The sequence below is a fragment of the Parapedobacter brassicae genome, assembly GCF_051400755.1.
GTDB lineage: Bacteria > Bacteroidota > Bacteroidia > Sphingobacteriales > Sphingobacteriaceae > Parapedobacter.
In genome coordinates this window covers 293,881-314,222 of record NZ_JBLFFL010000002.1, presented here as the reverse complement: position 1 = coordinate 314,222, position 20,342 = coordinate 293,881, and the positions used below count along the sequence as shown (strand labels likewise).

The following is a 20,342-nucleotide window of genomic DNA, read 5'->3' as shown; positions in this document are numbered from 1 at the left end:
TTACACCAAGATATCGTTTACCACTTTTCCAAACACGTCGGTAAGCCGATAACGTCTACCCTGATGTCTATAGGTCAGTTGCTCATGGTTCAACCCCAGCTGGTGCAAAATGGTTGCATGAAAATCATGCACATGCACCGGATCTTTGACGACATTATAACCGAATTCATCCGTCTCGCCATAGACGATGCCGGGTTTGATGCCCCCGCCTGCCATCCAGACACTGAAACAGCGCGGATGATGATCCCGGCCGTAATTGTTACGCTCCAGCTTGCCCTGGCAGTAGGTGGTCCGGCCAAATTCCCCTCCCCAGATCACCAGGGTCTCATCCAGCAGACCCCGCTGTTTCAGGTCGGTCACCAGCGCTGCCGATGCTTGGTCTACATCTTTTGCCTGCCCGTCCATCTGTCCGATCAGGTTGTCATGATGGTCCCATCCTTGGTGATACAGCTGCACGAAGCGAACGCCGTTCTCAGACAACTTGCGGGCCAGCAGGCAATTAGCGGCATAGGTACCCGGCACAAGGCAATCCGGGCCATACAGCTTGACGATATGATCCGGCTCCTTCGACAGGTCGGTGACTTCCGGCACCGAGGTCTGCATCCGGTAGGCCATTTCATACTGCTGCACCTTTGCTGATATCTCCGGATCTCCAAAGGCATCAAACTGCAAGAGGTTTAATTCAGCCAGCTTATCCAGCAATGCCCGGCGGCTCACCTTGTCGGTCCCCGGTGGATTGCTGAGGTACAGTACCGGATCCGGACCTCCCATCAGCTGCACCCCCTGGTGCACCGAATCCAGAAAACCGTTGGTCCACAACTTCGAATAAACCCCTTGGCCATTGCCCTTCCCTTTAGACACCAGCACGCAGAACCCGGGCAGGTTTTGATTTTCGCTGCCCAGTCCATAGCTCAGCCAAGCCCCCATACTGGGGCGATTGCCCTGTTGGGCGCCCGTTTGGAAGAACGTAATGGCCGGATCGTGATTGATGGCGTCGGTGTGCAGCGACCGGATAATGCAAAGGTCGTCCACAATCTTCCCCATGTGCGGGAAAGCACTGCTCACCCATGTCCCGCTTTTGCCATATTGGGCAAAATCATAATACGATCCCACCAAGGGAAAAGTTGCTTGGCCGGCCGTCATCCCCGTAAGCCGCTGATCGCCGCGAACGGATGTCGGCAAGTCCTGTCCCATCATTTCGCGCAGCTTCGGCTTATAGTCAAAGGATTCCAACTGCGACACGCCACCGCTCTGGAATAGGTAAATCACCCGCTTGGCCTTCGGCGCAAAATGCGGCAGCCCGGCGACCGTATCGCCCTCATCACCGCCACGTCCGGAAAACAGATCCGGTATCAACAGCGAACCCAAGGCCGCGCTACCGATGCCAACGCTCAGTTGCGACAAAAACTGCCTGCGATTTTGATATAAACGGGCCTGTTCAACCTCCTTTTCGATCATTTTGTCTTTTTTCATGCGACTAGTCTCCTTTTCCTGCTATCAGCCACCTCATATCCGTGTGATGGTCTCTTCCAAGTTATATAATGCATGGATGGTTGCCATCAATGCAGCCTGCTCCACGACCGGCACCGATTTTTCATTCGCAGCCTCGCCCACCTGTACAAATGCTTGAGCGTCATTAGGCGATTTGCGATAACGTTTCAATTCTTCGGCATAATAGGCCTCCAGCAACGCCAGCTCTCGCTCATCGGCACCCCTACTCAGAATCCGGCGAAACGCGTGATCAATATATTCGTGTGGTTTCGCCTTGGGTGATTCCTTCAGCAACTTGACCGAAAGCACACGCGATGCCTCAAGAATGACCGGATCATTCAGCATCACCAATGCCTGGAGCGGTGTGTTGGTCCGTTGGCGGGTTACCTCGCACACATCCCGGTTGCTGGCATCGAAAATCAGCATATTCGGCGGGGGCACTGTCAATTTGATAAATACATACATTCCCCTTCGGTACAGGTCATTCCCATGGGACTGCACATAGTTGGCCAAGGCGCCCCTTCCCGAGCTCGTGACCTCCCATATACCGTCGGGCTGATAAGGTTTTACACTCGGGCCTCCGATTTCCGGATTCAGCAAGCCACTGCTGGCAAGTGCTAAGTCGCGGATGGATTGCGCCGGTAGCCGTATCCGCTTGGCGCGTGCCAAGTATACATTTTCAGGATCTTCCTTCAAATGTTCCTTCGTGATGAGCGATGACTGGCGGTAGGTTGCCGTCGTCACCAGTTGCTTCATCAACCGCTTGATGTTCCACCCATTGTCGCGGAAGTCGGCTGCCAGCCAATTCAGCAGTTCCGGATGGCTCGGCAGTTCTCCCTGGTTGCCAAAGTCTGCCGCGGTAGCCACCAAACCCCGACCGAACACCATCGCCCAAAGCTGGTTGACCAGCACCCGCGAGGTCAGTGGGTTTTCTTTGCTGAACGTCCATTGCGCGAGTCCCAATCGATTCGGCGCATACCGTGTACTGTCAAATGCCAGAATGGACTCGGGCGTGCTGGGATACACGCGCTCCGCAGGCGCGTCGTAAACGCCCCGGTCCAAGATATAGGTTGGCCGTACCTCATCGCGTTCACCCATCACGGATACCGATACCGCCGAAGTATCATCGCCCTTGTTGATGAATTTCAGGATGCTGTCTACATCCTGTTGCGTGATGGTCATTCTCGGCGTCTTTGAAGGCCCCGAATTCACCAAGCCTTCAAGCCCCTTCTCCAACGAGTTATTGAAAAATGCGTATAGCTGAAAGTAATTCTTCTGCGAGAAGGGATCATACTTGTGATCGTGGCACTGCGCGCACTCCATCGTAACGCCCAGGATGCCCTTGCTGAACGTGTTGGTTTTATCGATCGCATAGGCCACCCGATACTCCTCTTCGATCACACCGCCTTCCTCGGTGATCTTATGATTCCTGTTGAAGGCCGATGCGAGCACCTGTTCCTTCGTGGCGTTGGGCAACATATCACCGGCCAGCTGCCAGGTAACGAATTGGTCGTAGGGCATGTTTTGGTTGAAGGCATGAATGACCCAATCCCGCCATGGCCATTGCGTACGGATATCATCGTCCTGGTAGCCGTATGAATCGGCATACCGGGCCAAGTCCAGCCAGTGCATCGCCATCCGTTCGCCGTATGCCGGCGAAGCGATCAGCTCGTCCACCATGTTTTCATACGCCTTGGGTGAGTCATCTGCCAGAAAACGGTCGAGTTGCGCTTCCGTAGGCGGCAGTCCCGTCAAATCGAGGCTTACCCGGCGGAGCAGGTGATGCTTTTCGGCTTCGGGATTGGGTTTCAATCCCTTGATCTCCATCGCAGCGCGCACAAAACGATCGATTTCATTCGTCGCCCATTCCGACTGATCGACACGCGGGGCTTCCACCTTTTCCGGTGGCATGAATGCCCAATGGGGTTTATACTCCGCACCTTGCCGGATCCACCGTTCAATCACACGCACTTCATAGTCCGAGAGCGTCAGGTTAGATGATGCAGGAGGCATCCGCAGACCCTCATCCGTGCTGGTGATGCGCCGATAAGCTTCGCTTTGGTCCGGATGACCGGGCACGAAGGCATGCATACCGGCGGTTTCTACCAATGCCTTATAAGCGCCTTCCTTCGTATCAAGCCGGAGGTCCGCTTCGCGCGTATTCTTGTCGGGACCGTGGCAGGAGAAGCATTTATCAGACAGGATAGGCCGGATATGGAAATTATAATCGACTACTGCCGGCAACGGGGGCGAGCCGCCAAGACCGCTCGCCTTACCTTCCCTGAAAAAATAACCCGAAATTGCCACCACGATCAATGCGATGGCTATGCCGATAAGATATTTGGGCGAAAGGAAGCGCCTCATAATTTGCTAACGTTGGTATCTGTTTTCAAAGCTACTTAAAATCACGTTTAAATGCAAGTCAACTTATCAGAACTTATCTATACAAGTTGACATCCCATCGCTTCATCTGGCAACCACTTTAATCACCCCTTTCATCATCCGCCAGTGCCCTGGAAACGTACAGATGAAGGGATAATCGCCCGGTTTTTCCGGCGCCGTGAAATTCAGCTGGAACGTCTCGTCGGCATTCACCAGCGGTGTCGCAAACAACACCTCGGGCATATCCGGCACGAAATGCTTTTCATAGCCATCCGGAAGACCGGCCATGCCGTCGGCGGCCGTTCCCACCTTCTCCTCGCTTCCCGGCTTCACAATAACGATGTTATGCGCCATCTGGTCGCGGTTATCGAAGATCAATGAAACGGATTTACCGGCGGGTACGGTCAGTACTTCTTTGTCAAAAACCATTTTTCCCGGCAGGGCCGCGATGTTGACTACCACCTCGCCCATTTTCTGAACAGGCGTTTCCTGAGCAGGTGCCTTTTCTTCAACCGGGGGACTAAGCAACTCCCGGTGCCGCTCGCGGAACTGTTCGACGGCGGTGACACCCGACAAGGCCTGGAAATCTGCAGCAGAAAGCGGCGCCACGCCATATTGCGCGTAATCGGGATCGTCGGTGATGAACCCGGGCACCTGCAATTCCGCCGCAACGGCCAGCGGGCGGAGCAGCGCATCGGCCTTTTCGGGCGCATCGGCCAAAAAGTTCTTATCTTTTTTGAATAGCGCCATCCACACCGGCTTCAGGTGCTTGAAGGATTCGATCAAGGCATACCCAATGTAGTCATCCACCGGCAATTCGGTCGCCGCCAACAACGCGTTTACCGTCGCTTCCGACTCAAAATGACTCAATGCCGCGATGGCTTCGAGCCTCACCCTCGGGGCGGGGTCGGCAGACCTGGCGATGAGTTTCTCCTGTGCATCATCGATGCCGTCAGACCAGTACAGCAGCACGCGGGTAGCTGCGGCCCGCACGGAAGCGGTTTCACTCTCCAGCAGTTCGCCCAGCAATCGTTCGTCGGGGTGATTGAATTGCTGGTACACCCAAAGTCCCTCCAACCGATGCTGGTCCACCTCAGGATCTTTGGGATCCAGTTGGTCAAGCCATTTTTTCAACGCAGGCAACACCTCATCCGCGGTAAACTCCCGGAGCTGCCTTCGAGCCCGATACCGCAGTCCGTCTTCATATACCGTCAGTTGGTGAAGCAGTTCATCCACACGTAATCGACTAAGATCAGTCACCGGCAATGCATCCTTATCCTGATAGGTTATCCGCCATATCCGGCCACGCGTATGATCCCTCAGCGAATCCCGAAAATCTTGTTCCCCGTGTTGGATGATCGGATCGTACCAGTCGAGCACATACAAGGCCCCATCGGGACCGAATTTCAGGTCAACCGGACGGAAATTCGGGTCGGTGGACTGCAACAGCGGCTCGATTTCATGCCCTACAATGCCGCTGCCCTCCTCCGAGACCGTGTGCTGCCGGATGCCCTGAAATCCGATAAACGTATTGAAAAGAACATTTCCCTGTGCGCGCTCGGGAAAAGCCCGGCTGGACACCACCGCCAGCCCACAGGTTTTGGGTTTGGCTGCTGAGGTCAGGAAATCCTTCATGCCCATATGCTTTTTGGGATAGTCGATGGCAACGGTCAGCGGCGGCGCAAAATAGTTCATTCCCGTAGATACATCCGCAATCAGGTGCGTACCATCCCGCCTAAACACATTCCCCCAGGGATTCGCGTAGGGATATGAAATATATTCATCCAACTTCATGGTACGGGGTTCGTACCGCCAGGTATTTCCATAGGCGCCTCTCCGCGGTCCATAAGGCGTTTCAATTTGGGAGTGCAGGAACGTACCCGTGTGCATATACAATGCGCCGTCCGGTCCCCATGTGTACGTATTGAGCGTGTGATGCGCATCTTCCGTTCCAAACCCGCTCAACAGGGTCTTCCGATCGTCGGCCCGTCCATCCCCATCCGTATCTTCCAGGAAGATCAGATCAGGTGCCTGTGTCACGTAAACCCCTCCATCCCCCAGCTCGAAGCCCAGCGGGAGGTAGAGGCTGTCGGCAAACACCGTGTGCCCGTCGGCTTTCCCATCCTGATCGGCATCCTCCAGTACCACGATGCGGTCGCCGGGCGGGTTGCCCGGGAAGTAATGCGGATAAGTGGGCATGGTAGCGACCCACATCCTCCCCTGCGCATCGAAGGTCATCGACACCGGGTTGGCAATCGGAAAATCCAATTCGGAGGCAAATAGCTCGATCTGATAACCATCTTGCAGTATGAATTGCGATTTGGCCTTTTCAAGGGCCTTTCTGCCCGCTTCCGAAGGGACCGCTGGCTCATAAGGCCGGCTGAAGCTGGTGATGGCCGTGGCTTTCTCCAAGTCGACCGGTGCGTGCGCCCCGCTGCCCGCCCAGATCAGGCTATCCAGCCTGCCCACGATCTGGTCGATCTCCCGCAATTCCGCGGGAAGTGCTGTTCCGCCTGCCCAGTCTCTTCGCCTGCCGTAAATATATTCACCGTTTTGGGCTTTATACCGGTAAAAGAAATGCTGGTTTTTTTTGGTGATCAGTTCCTTGAGGCGCACAGCATGTGCATCCTCCTCCCACGTGGCCACCGGAAGGCCGAGTGCAGTCGCCATAACCTCGCTGACTTCCCGATATCCCCGATCGTTGAGGTGGACCCCATTGGTGGTCAACGGGGCATCGCTGCGATCCATCAATTTCCGGGCAGGCCCATACAGATCGACAAATGAAATGCCCAGCTCATGGGCCACCTCCCTCATTTCCCGGGTATAAGCCTTCAGATTTTTATTGTGCTCCGCCGGATCCGGCAGAAAACCGCCCAGCTTTTCATGCGCAATGGGCGAGACCAGTATCACCTGCGGGGGTTCCGTTCCGTTATACTGTTGCTGCTTCAAATGAGAAAGAAAACCCCGGAGGTCTTTTGCAAAGCTGCTCAAGCTATCCGGTCCCTTGAATGCTTCATTGAGGCCAAAACACACCAAAATGACGTCTGCCGCCTGTTGCGTTAGGTGTTCATCGAGCGTCCCGAAGTTCAGCGGCCGGGGACGCAGCGTCACCTCATCGGCGCTCCAGGCTAAGTTCCGCACCTGTAGGTTATGCTCCGGAAAACTTTGGTATAAGAGCGTCTCAAAATAGTTGTGTTCTTGGAGCCCTACGCCAAATGAATTGCCCACGACGACAATGCGGCTGTTTGGCTCGGGGCGAAAAGGCGCGGTGATGTCCTTCTTACCGCAAGAAGACAAGAAAGAAAGTAAGGCCAGCGTCAGGCTGTAATGCAGTTTCCTGTTCATTAAGGTATAATTGGAAATTCCCTACAATAGTAAAAAAAATCCAATTAGCAGTGTCCTGATGCGTCCTGCATGGCAGCACACCATGACCAGTAATCAATCGGCGATCGCCGCGACGAACTGCTGCGCTTTGGTCGTGATCTGCTCCAGATAAGCTGCGGTAATCGGCTGTTTGGCATCCACCAACGCACTGCCGATGCCAAAGCCCACTGCGCCGGCACGTTTAAATTCCATGATGTTTTGCGGCGTGATCCCCCCTGTAGGCAACAAGGGCACTTGGGGCAATGGACCGGCAATATCCTTGATATAAGCGGGTGACGTCGCCGGGAATACTTTGACGATATCCGCCCCGCTTTTATAGGCCATGTAGATCTCTGTCGCGGTAAACGCTCCCGGTATGCTCACCACACCCAAATCTTTCGCCTTTTTAATCACATCAACGGCAATGATGGGCGAAAGCACAAATTTTGCACCGGCAGATACCGCAGCTTCTGCCATTTCGGCGTCAAGCACCGTACCGGCCCCAATAACCATACGATCGCCCAGGGTGTCCGCCAATTGACGTATCGCAGCCAGCGGTTCTTCAGAGTTAAGCGTGATTTCGATGATCCGGATGCCGCCCGCATACAGCGCTTCGGCTACTTCCAGCATATTCTTGGGGTTCAGGCCCCTGATAATGGCGACGATCTGGTGTTCGGTAATTTTAGTTAGTGTAGACATGGCAATGCAAACTTAGTTAATCCACTCCATACAATTCATGCAATTCGCTTTGGGTAAACGGTGCCGCTCGGTTACCAAATTTCGCCCTGATGGCACCCAGGTCTTCCGGTGACACCTCATCTCCCGTCCGATTTCCCCACGCATTACGGATATAGCTCAGCAATTCCGCCAACTCCGTTTCTCCGATCGCCGAGTTATGCGCAATGCCGGGCATTTCCCCACTGACCTCCGGTGCTTTATAGGTCTTTCCGGCGACATCTACCGGTCCGGTGAGGCCGTACAGCACCAACGCCATCAACCGCTCTTTGTTTCCCTTTACCCATTCGGAGCCCGCGAGCGGCGGAGCAATGGGCGAAACACCCCGGCCATCTGGCCCATGGCAGGGTTGACATGCAGCCTTGAATAACACGGCACCGGCCGGATAGCGCTTGGCCAACTCCGCTTGGTATTGGCGTTCCGCCTTACCCTGTATTCCGCTTACTACATTCGACAGGTGCCGGTACAATACCGATGCCGTGTCGAGTCCCTGACGCACTGCCTCCTGCATAAACGGTGCTTCCCGGCCTGCCAAGCTGCTGATCAGGGCATCGCTCAGGTAGGGGTCATCGACATAGCCCGTTTCCATTTGCTTTATCCAATGTGTTATATCCGGAGACCCCTGGGGCAGCAGCGTCGCCATGACAAATGCCGCATGCGGTGCAAGCAGGCTATCCCGACTGCCTACGGTCTCCGTGATGATCCCTGCCAGTTGTTCAGCAGGAACGGCCCCCTTCAATGAAGGGAGGGTTGCCAATGCCTGGGCGCGCACCTGCCATGGTGCCTGTTTCAGCAGCGTGCGTACATCCGCCACGGTCAATAGTCCCAGTCCTTCCAACGTCCACAGCGCATGGATACTCCGCAGGGGCAGGCTAGTATCGTGTAGAAAGGTACGTAAAACCGTCTCCGCATCAATTGCCCGCCGGTCGATCAGCGCATGTTGCGCTTCATCCCGTACCCAGCCATTGGCATGGCCCAGCAAAGCCATCAATGAATCTGTCTGCCGTGGCATTATTACGGAGGTCCGTTTGGCCTTTTTGGGATATACCCGATAAATCCTTCCCATGCTGAGCGGCAGTGTCAGTCCCCGCGCTGCAATTTCATTTTTTAGATAAGGCGTCAAGTAGGTGCTGTGCTGGATGATGCCCCGGTACATATCCAAGATATAAATCGCTCCATCCGGACCATCATATAGGTTTACCGGCCGGAACCGTTCGTCGCGACTGGCCAGAAATTCCCTGCCTTCATAGGCCTGTTTTCCCGTCATCCGGAAACCCTCGTCGGCAAGTAAATTCCATTTGATCAGGTTGGCAGCGGGCTCCGCCACAAACGCATTCTTGCCAGACAGTAAGCCGCCGCGATAGACCAGGGGGCCGCAAGCTGCGGTGAAATTCACCAACCGACCGGTGCTGTCCAACACGCCTTCCATGTATCCCCGGTTTACACCCGTCGTCGGGCGGATGGGATACACCCGCGTATCAGCAACCACTTTTTGTCCATATCCGGCCACGGCGCGCTGGTTGGGGTTACCCGCGCCAAGACCGGGCGGAAAATAGTCGCCCGAAAGGTTACTCGAATTATCGTTGTAGTAAAGCCTCCCCCAGTCATCCTGGCTGATCCCCCATTGCCCACGGAAATGGGTTTTTTCTTTCCGCCACGTCCCATTCTGGAGCCTCCGGTATCGTTGATCGTATTTGGCACTGTATATCCAGTTGTCCAGCCCCCTCAACAGTCCATTCGGCTGATGCTCCACGTTGCCGCCCTTGGCGTAGGCGCTGTCTACCAAAACCTTCTTGGCAGGTCGGTTTTCCTCAATTTCATAAAACCAAAGATTCGGCGGTTCGGCCACCAACAGCCCGCCATTCACGAGGCACAGCGCACGCGGCATCACCAATGAGTCCAAGAAGATAGACCGCTCGTCCATCTTGCCATCTCCGTCCTTGTCTTCCAGCACCACGACACGGCCCACCGGAGCATCTTCACCCGTGCCCAGCGAATCCGGCATGTATCCATCCATCTCCACTACCCAAATGCGGCCCTGCCCATCAAACGTCATGGCCACAGGGGCCATGACCAGCGGCTCGGAGGCGACCAGCTCCACATCGAAGCCTTCTTCGACCTGCATGGCTTTCAGAGAAGCCCTAGGGTCGAGTACACCTTTTTCATCGTGATTACGGCAACAGGTAAAGGCAATGGGTATAACGAATATAACTACATAAACAGTTAAACGGCTAAAAAAAGTTCTCACCCTGCAAACTAAGATAAAATTGCTTTGATATGCAAGTTTATAGAAAACTGGACTTATCCCAAAATTTTAGTTATCCTTTCAGGCCCGAGCGGAGGCATCGTTAATCAAACCCCTCGATATAATCCAGGTCCTTGTGGAAGGTTTCCTTCATCCGGGCCAACGCCCAAAAGGCCAATGCCAGCAAAATCACGCCCACGATGACACCACCTGCGATCATCGAATCCGTCAGCTGGCTAAACCAGTGGAACGCAATGGTTGATGGCACCAGCGCCCCGCGGGCAAAATTAGGCGCCGTTGTCGTCACCGTTGCCCGGATATTCGTGCCGAATTGCTCCGCCGATATGGTCATGAAGATGACCCAGTAACCAACTGAAAAGCCCAGCAAGCCGCATAGCGGATAAAACAGCGAAAGGCTGAGACCCGGAACAAAGAAATAAATGGAAATGCTCATCACCGCCAGTGCCAGGAAAACATACACCACCTTTACCCGGCTTTTGAGCAATTGGCTAAGCAATCCGCTGGCCACGTCGCCCAATGCCATCCCCCCATAACACCAGGCGATGGCGAGCCCGCCGCTGATATCGCCTGTGACCCCTAGCAGCCTACCAAATTCGGGGGATAAGGTAACCAATATGCCCACCACATACCACAGCGGCATACCGATGAGAATACACCGGAGGTATTTCGAGAGGTGCTTCCGTGAACGGAATAAACTCAGGAAATTCCCCCGGTTTTCCGCAGTCTTCGCCTGATGGAACATACCCGATTCGGCAACGCCTATCCGCAGCAGCAGCAAGGCAAGTCCCAGTCCACCCCCAATAAAATAAGCAGTGCGCCAGTGGAACAGGTCGGATACGAAGTAAGCGGCCACCGCGCCGGATATCCCCACCGAGGCCACCAGCGTGGTGGCATAGCCCCGTTTCGACCGTGGCATCAGCTCAGCCACCAAGGTAATGCCTGCGCCGAGTTCACCTGCGAGGCCAAGGCCAGCAATGAACCGCCAGATGGCATATTCGGTGATCGACGTGACAAAACCGTTTGCCACGTTGGCCACCGAGTACATCAGGATGGAACCGAAAAGCACAGAAAGCCGTCCCTTCTTATCGCCCAGCATCCCCCATCCGATCCCCCCGAGTAACATGCCCACCATCTGGACATCCAGCAGGAGGATCCCCATATTGGTGAGCCGCTGACCGCTGAAACCGAGGTCCTGCAAGCTGGCTACCCGGACAATGCTGAACAGCAACAGATCATAAATATCAACGAAATAACCCAGCGCAGCCACCACGATGGCCGCAATGAGTTTGGTCTTCTGGTTCATCTTAGTTGGCGGGTTTGATGAGTACTTGTTTCTCCGTGAGCAGTTGCTCTTCCAAGGCGGCATATTCCACGTCCTGTACCCCCACTTGATTGTCAATGGCCAGCGACGCAGCCAATGCCGCGCTCTGCCCCAAGATCATGAAGACCGGCTCCATGCGGATACTGCCGAAAGCGATATGCGAACTGGACAGGCAGACCGGCACGAGCAAGTTGGTACATTCCTCCTTTTTGGGCACCAGTGAGCCATACGAAATCTGATAGGGTCCCTTCTTCGTTGAGACACCGATATCCCCCTCATTCTGTACGAAGCCATCGTCCTTTACGTACCGTTGCACATTGTGTGAATCCAATGTATAAGAGCCCATGCCCACCGGATCGGCAATTTCCCGTTCGCTAAAGGTGTCGTGTTCCGTCATCACATACTGTCCCACCATCCGGCGCGCCTCACGGATGTATAGCTGATGGGGCCAGTTGCCATTGTCTGTAAACTCGTCTTTAGCCAATCCCCACTGGGCCATTTCGGTCCGCACCTCTTCCGGTACCTTCGGATCGTTGGCCAGGAAATACATCAATCCTTTTTGATAATCTTCATGTTCTTTGATTATTTCCTTTCGCCGTTCATAGCTCGCTTCCGGATAGTCGTAGCTCATGCCGATAAAGTCCGTACTGAACGGACCATGGTTATTCGTGTCCGTTTTCTTGTTGGGGATGATGTCGAATTTATCGAATGTCTCCCGCCAGCCAGCCGCAAACACGCGCGCCAGCAGCTCATAGTTCTCTGGGGTATAGTTGTCGGGCTTAGGGAAAGCCACGCGGTTGTCCGGATGGTTGCTCAGGCACATGCGGAAGCAATACGCCTGCACACGGTGGTCGCCCTCGCCATATTCGCCGGGATGCTCGTCCGATACGCCAAACAGCAGCCCGCTGGCGGAGTCGCCCGGAATTTTATACGGGCTGATGTCCGACATGAACCAGTGCCGGTGATGCAGCACGCCGGTTTGCACGCCATTCCATTGCTCTCCATACACGCTGCCTGCTTCGCGGCCCACGTGGTATCTTACGCCTGCCGCGGCCATCAGGTCACCCTCATAGGTGGCATCGATAAACATCTTCCCCCGGTACGTTTTGCCGCTCAGTGTGGTGATGGACACGATGCGATCGCCCTCCTTTTCTACACCCGTTTCCCGGTCAAGCCATTCATCGCGATGCACATCGATCGCATATTCCTTCACGTAATCTTCAAATACATTCTCCGCTACGTGCGGTTCGAATATCCACATCGTGCGGGCATCGCCATCAATCGCCGGCGTCCCCTGCCCCGCATTGCCATAGTCCGCCCGCCGTTCCCATCGCCAAGCCGCGCTATCCGCATAGTGCAGATACAGGCGGTGGTAAAAGTCGCGCGCCAGGCCACCGATGACCGATTTATCTCCGGTATCGGTGAAACCCAAGCCGCCCGATGAAAGGCCACCCAGGTGTTGGTCCGGCGAAACAACGATCACGGATTTGCCGGACTTCGTGGCCTGTACCGCGGCGATGACGGCAGCGGAGGTACCCCCGTAAACAATGAGGTCTGCCTCATGTGCGTTCGGATCGGATGTACTGCACGCCAAGTGACAGCATAATAGCAGGAAAAGAAAAATAGCTCTGATCATAGCAAGCAAAATGGTTAATGTAAAACTATTGGTCGCTCGAAGGTACAAAAAGCACGGCATTCGCAGCTACTATTCCGTCTGCATCTTTCGTGGTGATCTCCACAAATGGAGATTGGGCACCCTTCTTCACCGTATAGCTACCCAAAGCCACCCAGGTACTGGATGTCTGCCCTTTGATCTCCACACTGGACAGGTTCAACACCTGTTCATCACTGGTTTTGCCGTCAAATACGGTGTAGGTAAACTTCTTGGCACTTTCCGCCGTCTTCGGAAAATAGGTGTACACCTTGTATTCTCCCGGAGGCAAGGATGGCGCAATGAATTTTGCCGTGCTCACCCCGTTCCTGCCGTCTGCTTCAACATAGGTACGGCCGTATCCTTTGCTGCTGCCTTCCTTCCAATTTCCGGCAAATTGCGCGGCCTCCGTATCGGTGCTGCTGATCAGTACATCCGGCTGCCGACGGTCTGCTTTGGGATTAGCCGCCAGGATTTCCTTGACCTGATCTACCGAAACCCGCTGCACCTCGATGCCTTGATCAATGGCCAAGCAGGCCGCCACTGCGGCGGACTGCCCCAGCACCATAAATACCGGCTCCATGCGAATAGAGCCGAAGGCAATGTGGCTGGCCGACAGGCACACCGGCACCAGCAGGTTCGTCACTTCGCCGCGCTTGGGTACGATGGCCCGGTACGAGATCGGGAAGGGCGGAAAGCCGCCCACCTCTACATTCCCCTCGTTTTTGACCATCCCATTTACCACCAGCCGGTCGCAGTTATGCGAATCCATCGTGTAGGCTGCGTAACCCACCTCATCGGCTACCACTTCCCTGCCTTGGCAATGATGTTGGGTCATGACCAGTTCGCCGATCATCCGCCGCGCTTCGCGGACATACAATTGGGGACTCCAATGATTGTTATTGACATATTCGTCTTTAGGGTATCCCCAGGTTTGCATCTCCTTGCGGATGAACTCCGGAACGGAGGGATCATTTCCCACGAAATACAGCAACCCTTTGGTATACTCTTCATGCGCCTTGATGATCTCCTGGCGTCGCTGGTAGTCCGCTTCCGGATAATCCCAGTTCATGCCGATCATATCGGTGGAAAACCCATTCCGGTTGTTGATGTCCGTCTTCCCGTTCGGCATCAGGCTCCAGATAAACACATCATTCAACCCTTTCCAGGGCTGCTTTTCCTTCTGTCGCTTCAGCAACTCATAGCGCTTAGGGTCATAATTATCCGGCTTGGAGATGGGTATCCGGTTCTCCGGCACGTTGGTGAGCGCAATGCGGTAATTATAAGCCTGCACCTTCTTGTCTCCCGTACCATCAGACAACAACTCGCCTTGGCGTATCCCCCACAGCAGCCCGCTGCTTGCGTCACCGCGCTTCACATACGGATCGATGCCATCCGGAAACTGATGCCCAGTCATCAGCTGTACGCCATTGAGGGTCTCGCCGTATACGCTATTATCTTCCCTCCCGACATGGTAAGATGCGCCTGCCTGAGCCATCAGATCCCCTTCATAGGTACAGTCCATGAATACCTTAGCTTTTACGGTCATGGTCGGTTTCCCCAAATCACTGGCCGACTGCAAGCGAATCTCCTGGATGGCGGTTCCCGATTTCTTTACCTCCAGCAGCACCTGTCCGTAATGCAGGTCGGCATTGCAGTCTTCCATGTACTGCTTGAAGATTGCCTCCGCTACCTTGGGCTCAAATATCCACTGCTCAAAGGCGCCATAGTGTTTACCGATCTTCCGGTAAAAGTCGAGCGCCAAGCCACGGACGACGTATTTATTGCCGATGTCGGTTTGACCCAGCCCTCCCGAGCTCATCCCACCGAGCAGTTGCCCGGGTTCGATCAGGACGACGGATTTGCCGGCCTTGGCGGCAGTGTAGGCCGCAATGACGCCGGCGGAAGTGCCGCCGTAGATGCAGAGGTCCGCTTCGATTTCTTTCTCCTGCGCCGAGGAGAAAAACGATGAAAGCAAGCAACATGAAATAACGAAGAACGATCGGATACCTCGATTGAAGTTTTTAAGCATGATCATATTAATAATTTGGATTTTGGATCAGATTCGGATTGGTAACGGTCTCAATATTGGGAATGGGCCATAGATAGTCCCGTTCAGGATTAAAATGGCGGACCTCTACCACGCGCATTTCAGACACATTTGGCACATTACTGTAACTGACCATACCATCCTCATCAATGCTCGGTGCCGATGCCAGCAATCCCTTGGGAATACGGCCATATACATTTGAATTCATGATTTTGTCAGCAAGTTCCCAGCGACGGAGATCTACCATTCGGAAACCCTCCATCGCCAATTCGTATACCCGCTCCTTACGAACCAACTGTCGCATTTCTTGTTGCGTCTTTCCCGCGCTAATCGGGGGCATATCCACACTTGGGCGTTGCCTTACCTCGTTGATGGCTTCATAGACAGTCTCATCGATTTGGTTCAGTTCAATCATTGCCTCCGCATAAATCAGTAAGACCTCCGCGTAACGTGCCTGGATGACATTCAGTTCGGAGTTGGCCAAGAAGCCAACATCGCCGCGGTCGGTATACTTACGCCAGCAGTACCCGGTAAAAGAAGCATATGCATGAATCGCTTCTTGATTCGTCACCCGCACAGCCGGGGTGACGTTGTAATTCCAGCACTGTGTACTATCCTTGTGGGTTTCAAATTGATAACCAAAAAAAACAGAACCCGGCAAAGCCACCGTGAAGCCCAACCGCGGATCACGGTTCTCAAACGGAGCGGCAGGATCAAACGATGGCGAGTCATCAATTTCCAATCCGTCTGTACATAAGAATAAGTCTATGAGGGCCTGCGATGGCTTTTTGTTGGTATGGCCCTGTGCATTCCGTGACAGTAGGCAGGTCGGCGTATTATGTGTTTTGACGTTCTGCAACCTCAGGTACTGCGTAGAGAAAATGATTTCCTGCGCATTTTCTCCCGCATAGGTAAACAGATCGCCGTAATTGGAATGAAGGCTATAAACGCCTAAATCCATCACCGCTTTCGCAGAAGATGCGGCTTCTTCCCAGCGGCCGTTATTCAGCGCTGCACGGGCACGGATGGTCAGCGCTGCGCCACGCGTTGCGCGTCCGATGTCCGCACCTGTGTAGCTCGGTGGCAAACTCGGCGCGATGGCTTCCAGCTCCTGCAATACAAAATCAACCACTTCTGCCTTTGGCGTCTTCGGCACCTGCGCGTTGTCAAGTCCCAAGTTTTCGGTCAGCAGTGGTACTTCTCCAAAATAATCAATTAAATATTGATAGGTATACGCACGAACAAAACGCGCCTCCGCCTGTAATCTCGCGTATAAATTGGCATCCATGCTACCTTCCAATTTCGACATGTTATTGATCACAAAGTTGCATTTGCCGATCACCCGATATGCTTCACGCCAAATCCCCAACACAAAACCGTTATTACTGTCGTGATCTCCCCTGCCTACACTTTGCATAGCCGATACGTTACGATCCCATCCTAGATCTGTAACGTTATCCAACAATAAATTGGTAGGCATGCCATCTGATGGATGATATCCCATTGCGCTATATAGACCATTCACTACCAGCATGAGTTCTTCCTGGTTGGAAAAGAAATTTTCATCAGAAGGGCCTCCCCACGGGCTCCTATCCAAGTAATCATCGCATGACTGTAGCATAATCAAGCTCATCATGACATAAAAATATCGATTGAATCTTTTAATTTTCATAACTTTTCATTTAAAAGGTCACTTCTAAACCAAATGTGTATACTTTAACCTGTGGGTAAAAATTACCATTGCCAACAGGGGCTTCCACATCGTATCCATCCCAGAAATTGTCGATGCTAAACAGGTTCGTCCCATTGGCAAATATCCGGAACTGCTGGAGTTTGCCTGCACTCAGCCAATGCTGGGGAAATGAGTAGCCAAGCTGCAGATTTTTAAGACGCAGATACGAGGCATCCCGTAGCCAGAAATCCGAAGCCTGTTCATTGTTGGATTGCCCAAAGGCCAGCCGGGGGTACTTCGCGTTGGGATTATCCGGGGTCCAACGATCCTTATTATCTTCCCGTATCGTACCGCCGATAGCGCCCGTCACCGAAAACGGCATAATGCCCGCACCCCACAAATAACCATCCGCCTTACCAACGCCTTGAAACATGGCATTGAAATCAAAACCTTTATATCGGAAACCACCAATCAGCGAGTAGGTCAATCTGGGGATGGTGCTACCGATGATTACCTTGTCGCTTTCGTTGATGAATCCGTCCCCGTTCTGATCAACGTACTTCAGATCACCCGGCGCCACCGATCCAAACTGGGTGGCATGTTCGCTCACCTCTTCGGCCGTTTGGAAATAGCCCGCAGTTTGATAACCAAAGAGGGAGGCGATCGGATGACCTTCACGGTCTGCGGTAATAGACGTCTGATTAATACCCCGCATGTCGGTGATTTTATTGTGTACATCAGACAAGTTAAAGATCAGGTTATACCGAAACTCCCTGTTGGGCGAACTGTTATAACCCAACGCAATTTCCCAACCCTTGTTTTCCACCGCACCGGCATTTTGGCGGGGCCGATTTAACCCGATAATCAACGGGATATCCAACTCAAGCAGGATATCAGAAGTACGGCGATGATAAAGATCTGCTGTTAAGCTCAAGCGGTTGAAAAAGATCAGGTCGACACCAATATTCCGCTCTTCGGTACTCTCCCAAGAGATATCGCGGTTGGCCATGTTATTCAACGCCGCGGTGTTCACAATTTGTCCTCCCAGTGCGGTCGATCCCATATCCAAAGCCACCACGAACGGATATGTTCCAATCAGCTGATTACCTAACCTTCCCCAAGAAGCGCGAACCTTACCTTCACTAAGGATGCCTTTTGTGCCGGCCATGAATCCTTCTTCCGAAAAGCGCCAACCGGCAGACATTGACGGGAAGAAACCGTACTGATTTCCTTTGGCGAATCGCGATGATCCATCATACCGTGCATTCAATTCAAGCAAGTATTTCTCCTGGTAATTATAGTTGATTCTGGAAAAGAAGGATTGCAGCGCCCAGTCCTCGCCGCTTCCGGTAGCCCGTTGGTTTTCAGCGGACCCGGCATCCAACACCGGATAATCCGGCAGTACATAAATGTCGCGGAAGCCGTTGATGAATTCATTGGTAAAGTCCTCGCGGGATGCGCCCACTAACCAACGAAAATCATGATCGCCAAACAATTTACTCGCCGTCAGTGTAGCGCGCATGTTATTATACAGCTGCTGGCTATTCCCTTGCGTAAGCGAAGTCCGTTGGGGAACAGCAAAGCTGGGCGTGCCATCTGGCAAATAAGACTGAACAGTCTTATGAAACGTTTTGGAAACTGTCGTAGCGTATTTGGGTGCATAATTAATCTCGGCACTTAACCATTCGAACGGTTTATAATTCAAAAACGCATTGATACTGCCAAACGGGCCTTTATTCAAGCTAAACCCCCGATCTACCGCTGCGGAGATCGGATTATTCCCATTCCAGCCAACACCCCATGTTCCATTGGCGTTGATGCCGATTTCGTTGGCCGGAATGCCATTCATCCATTGAAAGATATCATTTACGGAAACCGCAGGCGCCTTGGTAATGGGGTTGACATATTGCAGATCGACACGCGCGCTTAACTTATCCGAAAACGTAATATCCATGTTGTTGCGTATGGTGTACCGCTTGAAACTCGTGCTCTCGATAAGTCCCTGCTGATCAAAATAGCCAAACGACGCCAACATCTTCACCTTATTCGTCCCCCCATTTACCGTCAAAAAATGGCTGTGTTGCAATCCTGAGCCGGTGAGTGTCTCTTTCTGCCAATCCGTATTTGGATATGCGTCACTGCTCACTCCGTTTTGAGCCCGATACTCCTCAATCAATGCATCGGGATATAATGGGGAACGCCCGGTATTGACATATGCTTCGTTGGTCAGCAATAGATGATCCAGCGCATCCACCATGTCTGGCATGTTCGTCGGACTTTGCCAGCCTACATAATTATTATACGACAGAGAAATCCGGTCGCCGGCACCCCGTTTAGTCGTGATGAGAATGACGCCGTTTGCCGCACGCGAGCCATATATAGAGGCAGAAGCCGCATCTTTAAGTACAGATACCGACTCAATCAGGTTGGGGTCGATATTGTTCATCGAACCTTCTATGCCGTCAATAAGCACCATCGGATCCGCACTGCTGCCCATGGTCCCTATCCCACGGATACGGATACCAGCTCCGTCGCTGCCCGGTTTACCCGAACGCTGCGTCACGGTCACGCCCGGTGCAAGCCCTTGCAGGGCCGCCGAGGTCTGCCCCGAAGGGCGCATCGCCAGCGCTTCGCCGTCTATAGCCGATACGGCGCCCGTCAGGTTTACTTTCTTCTGCGTACCATACCCCACCACGACCACTTCCTCTAAATCGCTCATGGAGGCTGTCATCGTGACGTTGATCACAGATGATCCACTAACAGGCTGCTCCAGTACGTCAAACCCCAACATGGTAAACACCAGGGTACCCCCTTGGCCTGGCAACGTGATCTGATAATTACCATTTTCATTTGAGGTGGCGGCTGTCGATGTGCCTTTAATGGTTACCGTTGCACCGGGTAAGGGATTGCCGCTTTCATCCGTAATGCGGCCGTTTATCGACGCCTGGAGCGACAGGATTCCTGCTAATGTTGGCCCCTTGCTAAATCCCTTCATCGCATGGTGCGCAATGATGATCGTCTCCTCTTCCAGTGACCAACTCAATGGAAGATCTTCTAAAAGCATGTTCATGGCTGTCGTCAGGTCAGCATCGGCAATGTTGGCGCTCACCCGAGTATAGGCGATGTCCTTACCCCGAAAGAAAAACAGGTAGCCCGTCTGCTTCTGTACGGTTTCCATGGCCTCATTCAACGCGATGTTGTTTGCCTTCATGGTGACCCGCTGAGCGTAACTGAAGGCCGAAGCTTGCAATACCGTCAATAATGTCAATAAAATCGCCAATTTCATAATCAGCAGTAATTGGTTAGTCAAAGGTGTATATCCACCTTTAACACATGAGTAAAAATTCATATGTTTGTACTGTTTGGATGTGTTTACTAAATGTTTATACGCTTGTTGGGCTCCACCAACTT

General features: G+C 53.3%; 10 protein-coding genes. All 10 read right to left on the bottom strand.

What is annotated here, in order from left to right; all coding sequences use genetic code 11:
- Entirely contained in the window at positions 1–1,473 is a 1,473-nt protein-coding gene (locus tag ACMGDE_RS06745) for a DUF1501 domain-containing protein (protein ID WP_436832006.1), read from the bottom strand.
- Between the two features lie 33 nt (positions 1,474–1,506).
- Complete coding sequence (locus tag ACMGDE_RS06740) at positions 1,507–3,855, bottom strand: PSD1 and planctomycete cytochrome C domain-containing protein (protein ID WP_436832005.1); 2,349 nt, start codon at positions 3,853–3,855, stop codon at positions 1,507–1,509.
- A gap of 102 nt (positions 3,856–3,957) precedes the next feature.
- Positions 3,958–7,218: a PVC-type heme-binding CxxCH protein gene (locus tag ACMGDE_RS06735; protein WP_436832004.1), complete on the bottom strand. Its 3,261-nt coding sequence runs from the start codon at positions 7,216–7,218 to the stop codon at positions 3,958–3,960.
- Positions 7,219–7,311: 93 nt separating this feature from the next.
- On the bottom strand, positions 7,312–7,935 hold the full coding sequence (locus ACMGDE_RS06730; RefSeq protein ID WP_436832003.1) for a bifunctional 4-hydroxy-2-oxoglutarate aldolase/2-dehydro-3-deoxy-phosphogluconate aldolase: 624 nt from the start codon (positions 7,933–7,935) through the stop codon (positions 7,312–7,314).
- Positions 7,936–7,951: 16 nt separating this feature from the next.
- Positions 7,952–10,219, bottom strand: a complete 2,268-nt coding sequence (locus ACMGDE_RS06725; protein WP_436832002.1) for a DUF7133 domain-containing protein — start codon at positions 10,217–10,219, stop codon at positions 7,952–7,954.
- Between the two features lie 100 nt (positions 10,220–10,319).
- A complete protein-coding gene (locus tag ACMGDE_RS06720) occupies positions 10,320–11,540 on the bottom strand; it encodes an MFS transporter (protein WP_436832001.1) in 1,221 nt (406 codons plus the stop codon).
- A gap of 1 nt (position 11,541) precedes the next feature.
- The gene (locus tag ACMGDE_RS06715) at positions 11,542–13,194 is read right to left on the bottom strand and encodes an FAD-dependent oxidoreductase (protein ID WP_436832000.1); all 1,653 of its coding nucleotides are present in this window, start codon (positions 13,192–13,194) and stop codon (positions 11,542–11,544) included.
- Positions 13,195–13,219: 25 nt separating this feature from the next.
- A complete protein-coding gene (locus tag ACMGDE_RS06710; protein WP_436831999.1) occupies positions 13,220–15,241 on the bottom strand; it encodes an FAD-dependent oxidoreductase in 2,022 nt (673 codons plus the stop codon).
- Between the two features lie 7 nt (positions 15,242–15,248).
- Positions 15,249–16,931, bottom strand: a complete 1,683-nt coding sequence (locus tag ACMGDE_RS06705; protein WP_436831998.1) for a RagB/SusD family nutrient uptake outer membrane protein — start codon at positions 16,929–16,931, stop codon at positions 15,249–15,251.
- 10 nt (positions 16,932–16,941) lie between these two features.
- Positions 16,942–20,217 (bottom strand): SusC/RagA family TonB-linked outer membrane protein, encoded by a 3,276-nt coding sequence (locus tag ACMGDE_RS06700; RefSeq protein WP_436831997.1) that lies wholly within the window; start codon positions 20,215–20,217, stop codon positions 16,942–16,944.
- Between the last annotated feature and the right edge of the window lie 125 nt (positions 20,218–20,342).

Excerpts from the sequence above, each read along its gene's own strand:
- ACMGDE_RS06745 (WP_436832006.1), bottom strand. The coding sequence starts at position 1,473 with ATGAAAAAAGACAAAATGATCGAAAAGGAGGTTGAACAGGCCCGTTTA.
- ACMGDE_RS06740 (WP_436832005.1), bottom strand. The coding sequence starts at position 3,855 with ATGAGGCGCTTCCTTTCGCCCAAATATCTTATCGGCATAGCCATCGCA.
- ACMGDE_RS06735 (WP_436832004.1), bottom strand. The coding sequence starts at position 7,218 with ATGAACAGGAAACTGCATTACAGCCTGACGCTGGCCTTACTTTCTTTC.
- ACMGDE_RS06730 (WP_436832003.1), bottom strand. The coding sequence starts at position 7,935 with ATGTCTACACTAACTAAAATTACCGAACACCAGATCGTCGCCATTATC.
- ACMGDE_RS06720 (WP_436832001.1), bottom strand. The coding sequence starts at position 11,540 with ATGAACCAGAAGACCAAACTCATTGCGGCCATCGTGGTGGCTGCGCTG.
- ACMGDE_RS06715 (WP_436832000.1), bottom strand. The coding sequence starts at position 13,194 with ATGATCAGAGCTATTTTTCTTTTCCTGCTATTATGCTGTCACTTGGCG.
- ACMGDE_RS06710 (WP_436831999.1), bottom strand. The coding sequence starts at position 15,241 with ATGCTTAAAAACTTCAATCGAGGTATCCGATCGTTCTTCGTTATTTCA.
- ACMGDE_RS06705 (WP_436831998.1), bottom strand. The coding sequence starts at position 16,931 with ATGAAAATTAAAAGATTCAATCGATATTTTTATGTCATGATGAGCTTG.
- ACMGDE_RS06700 (WP_436831997.1), bottom strand. The coding sequence starts at position 20,217 with ATGAAATTGGCGATTTTATTGACATTATTGACGGTATTGCAAGCTTCG.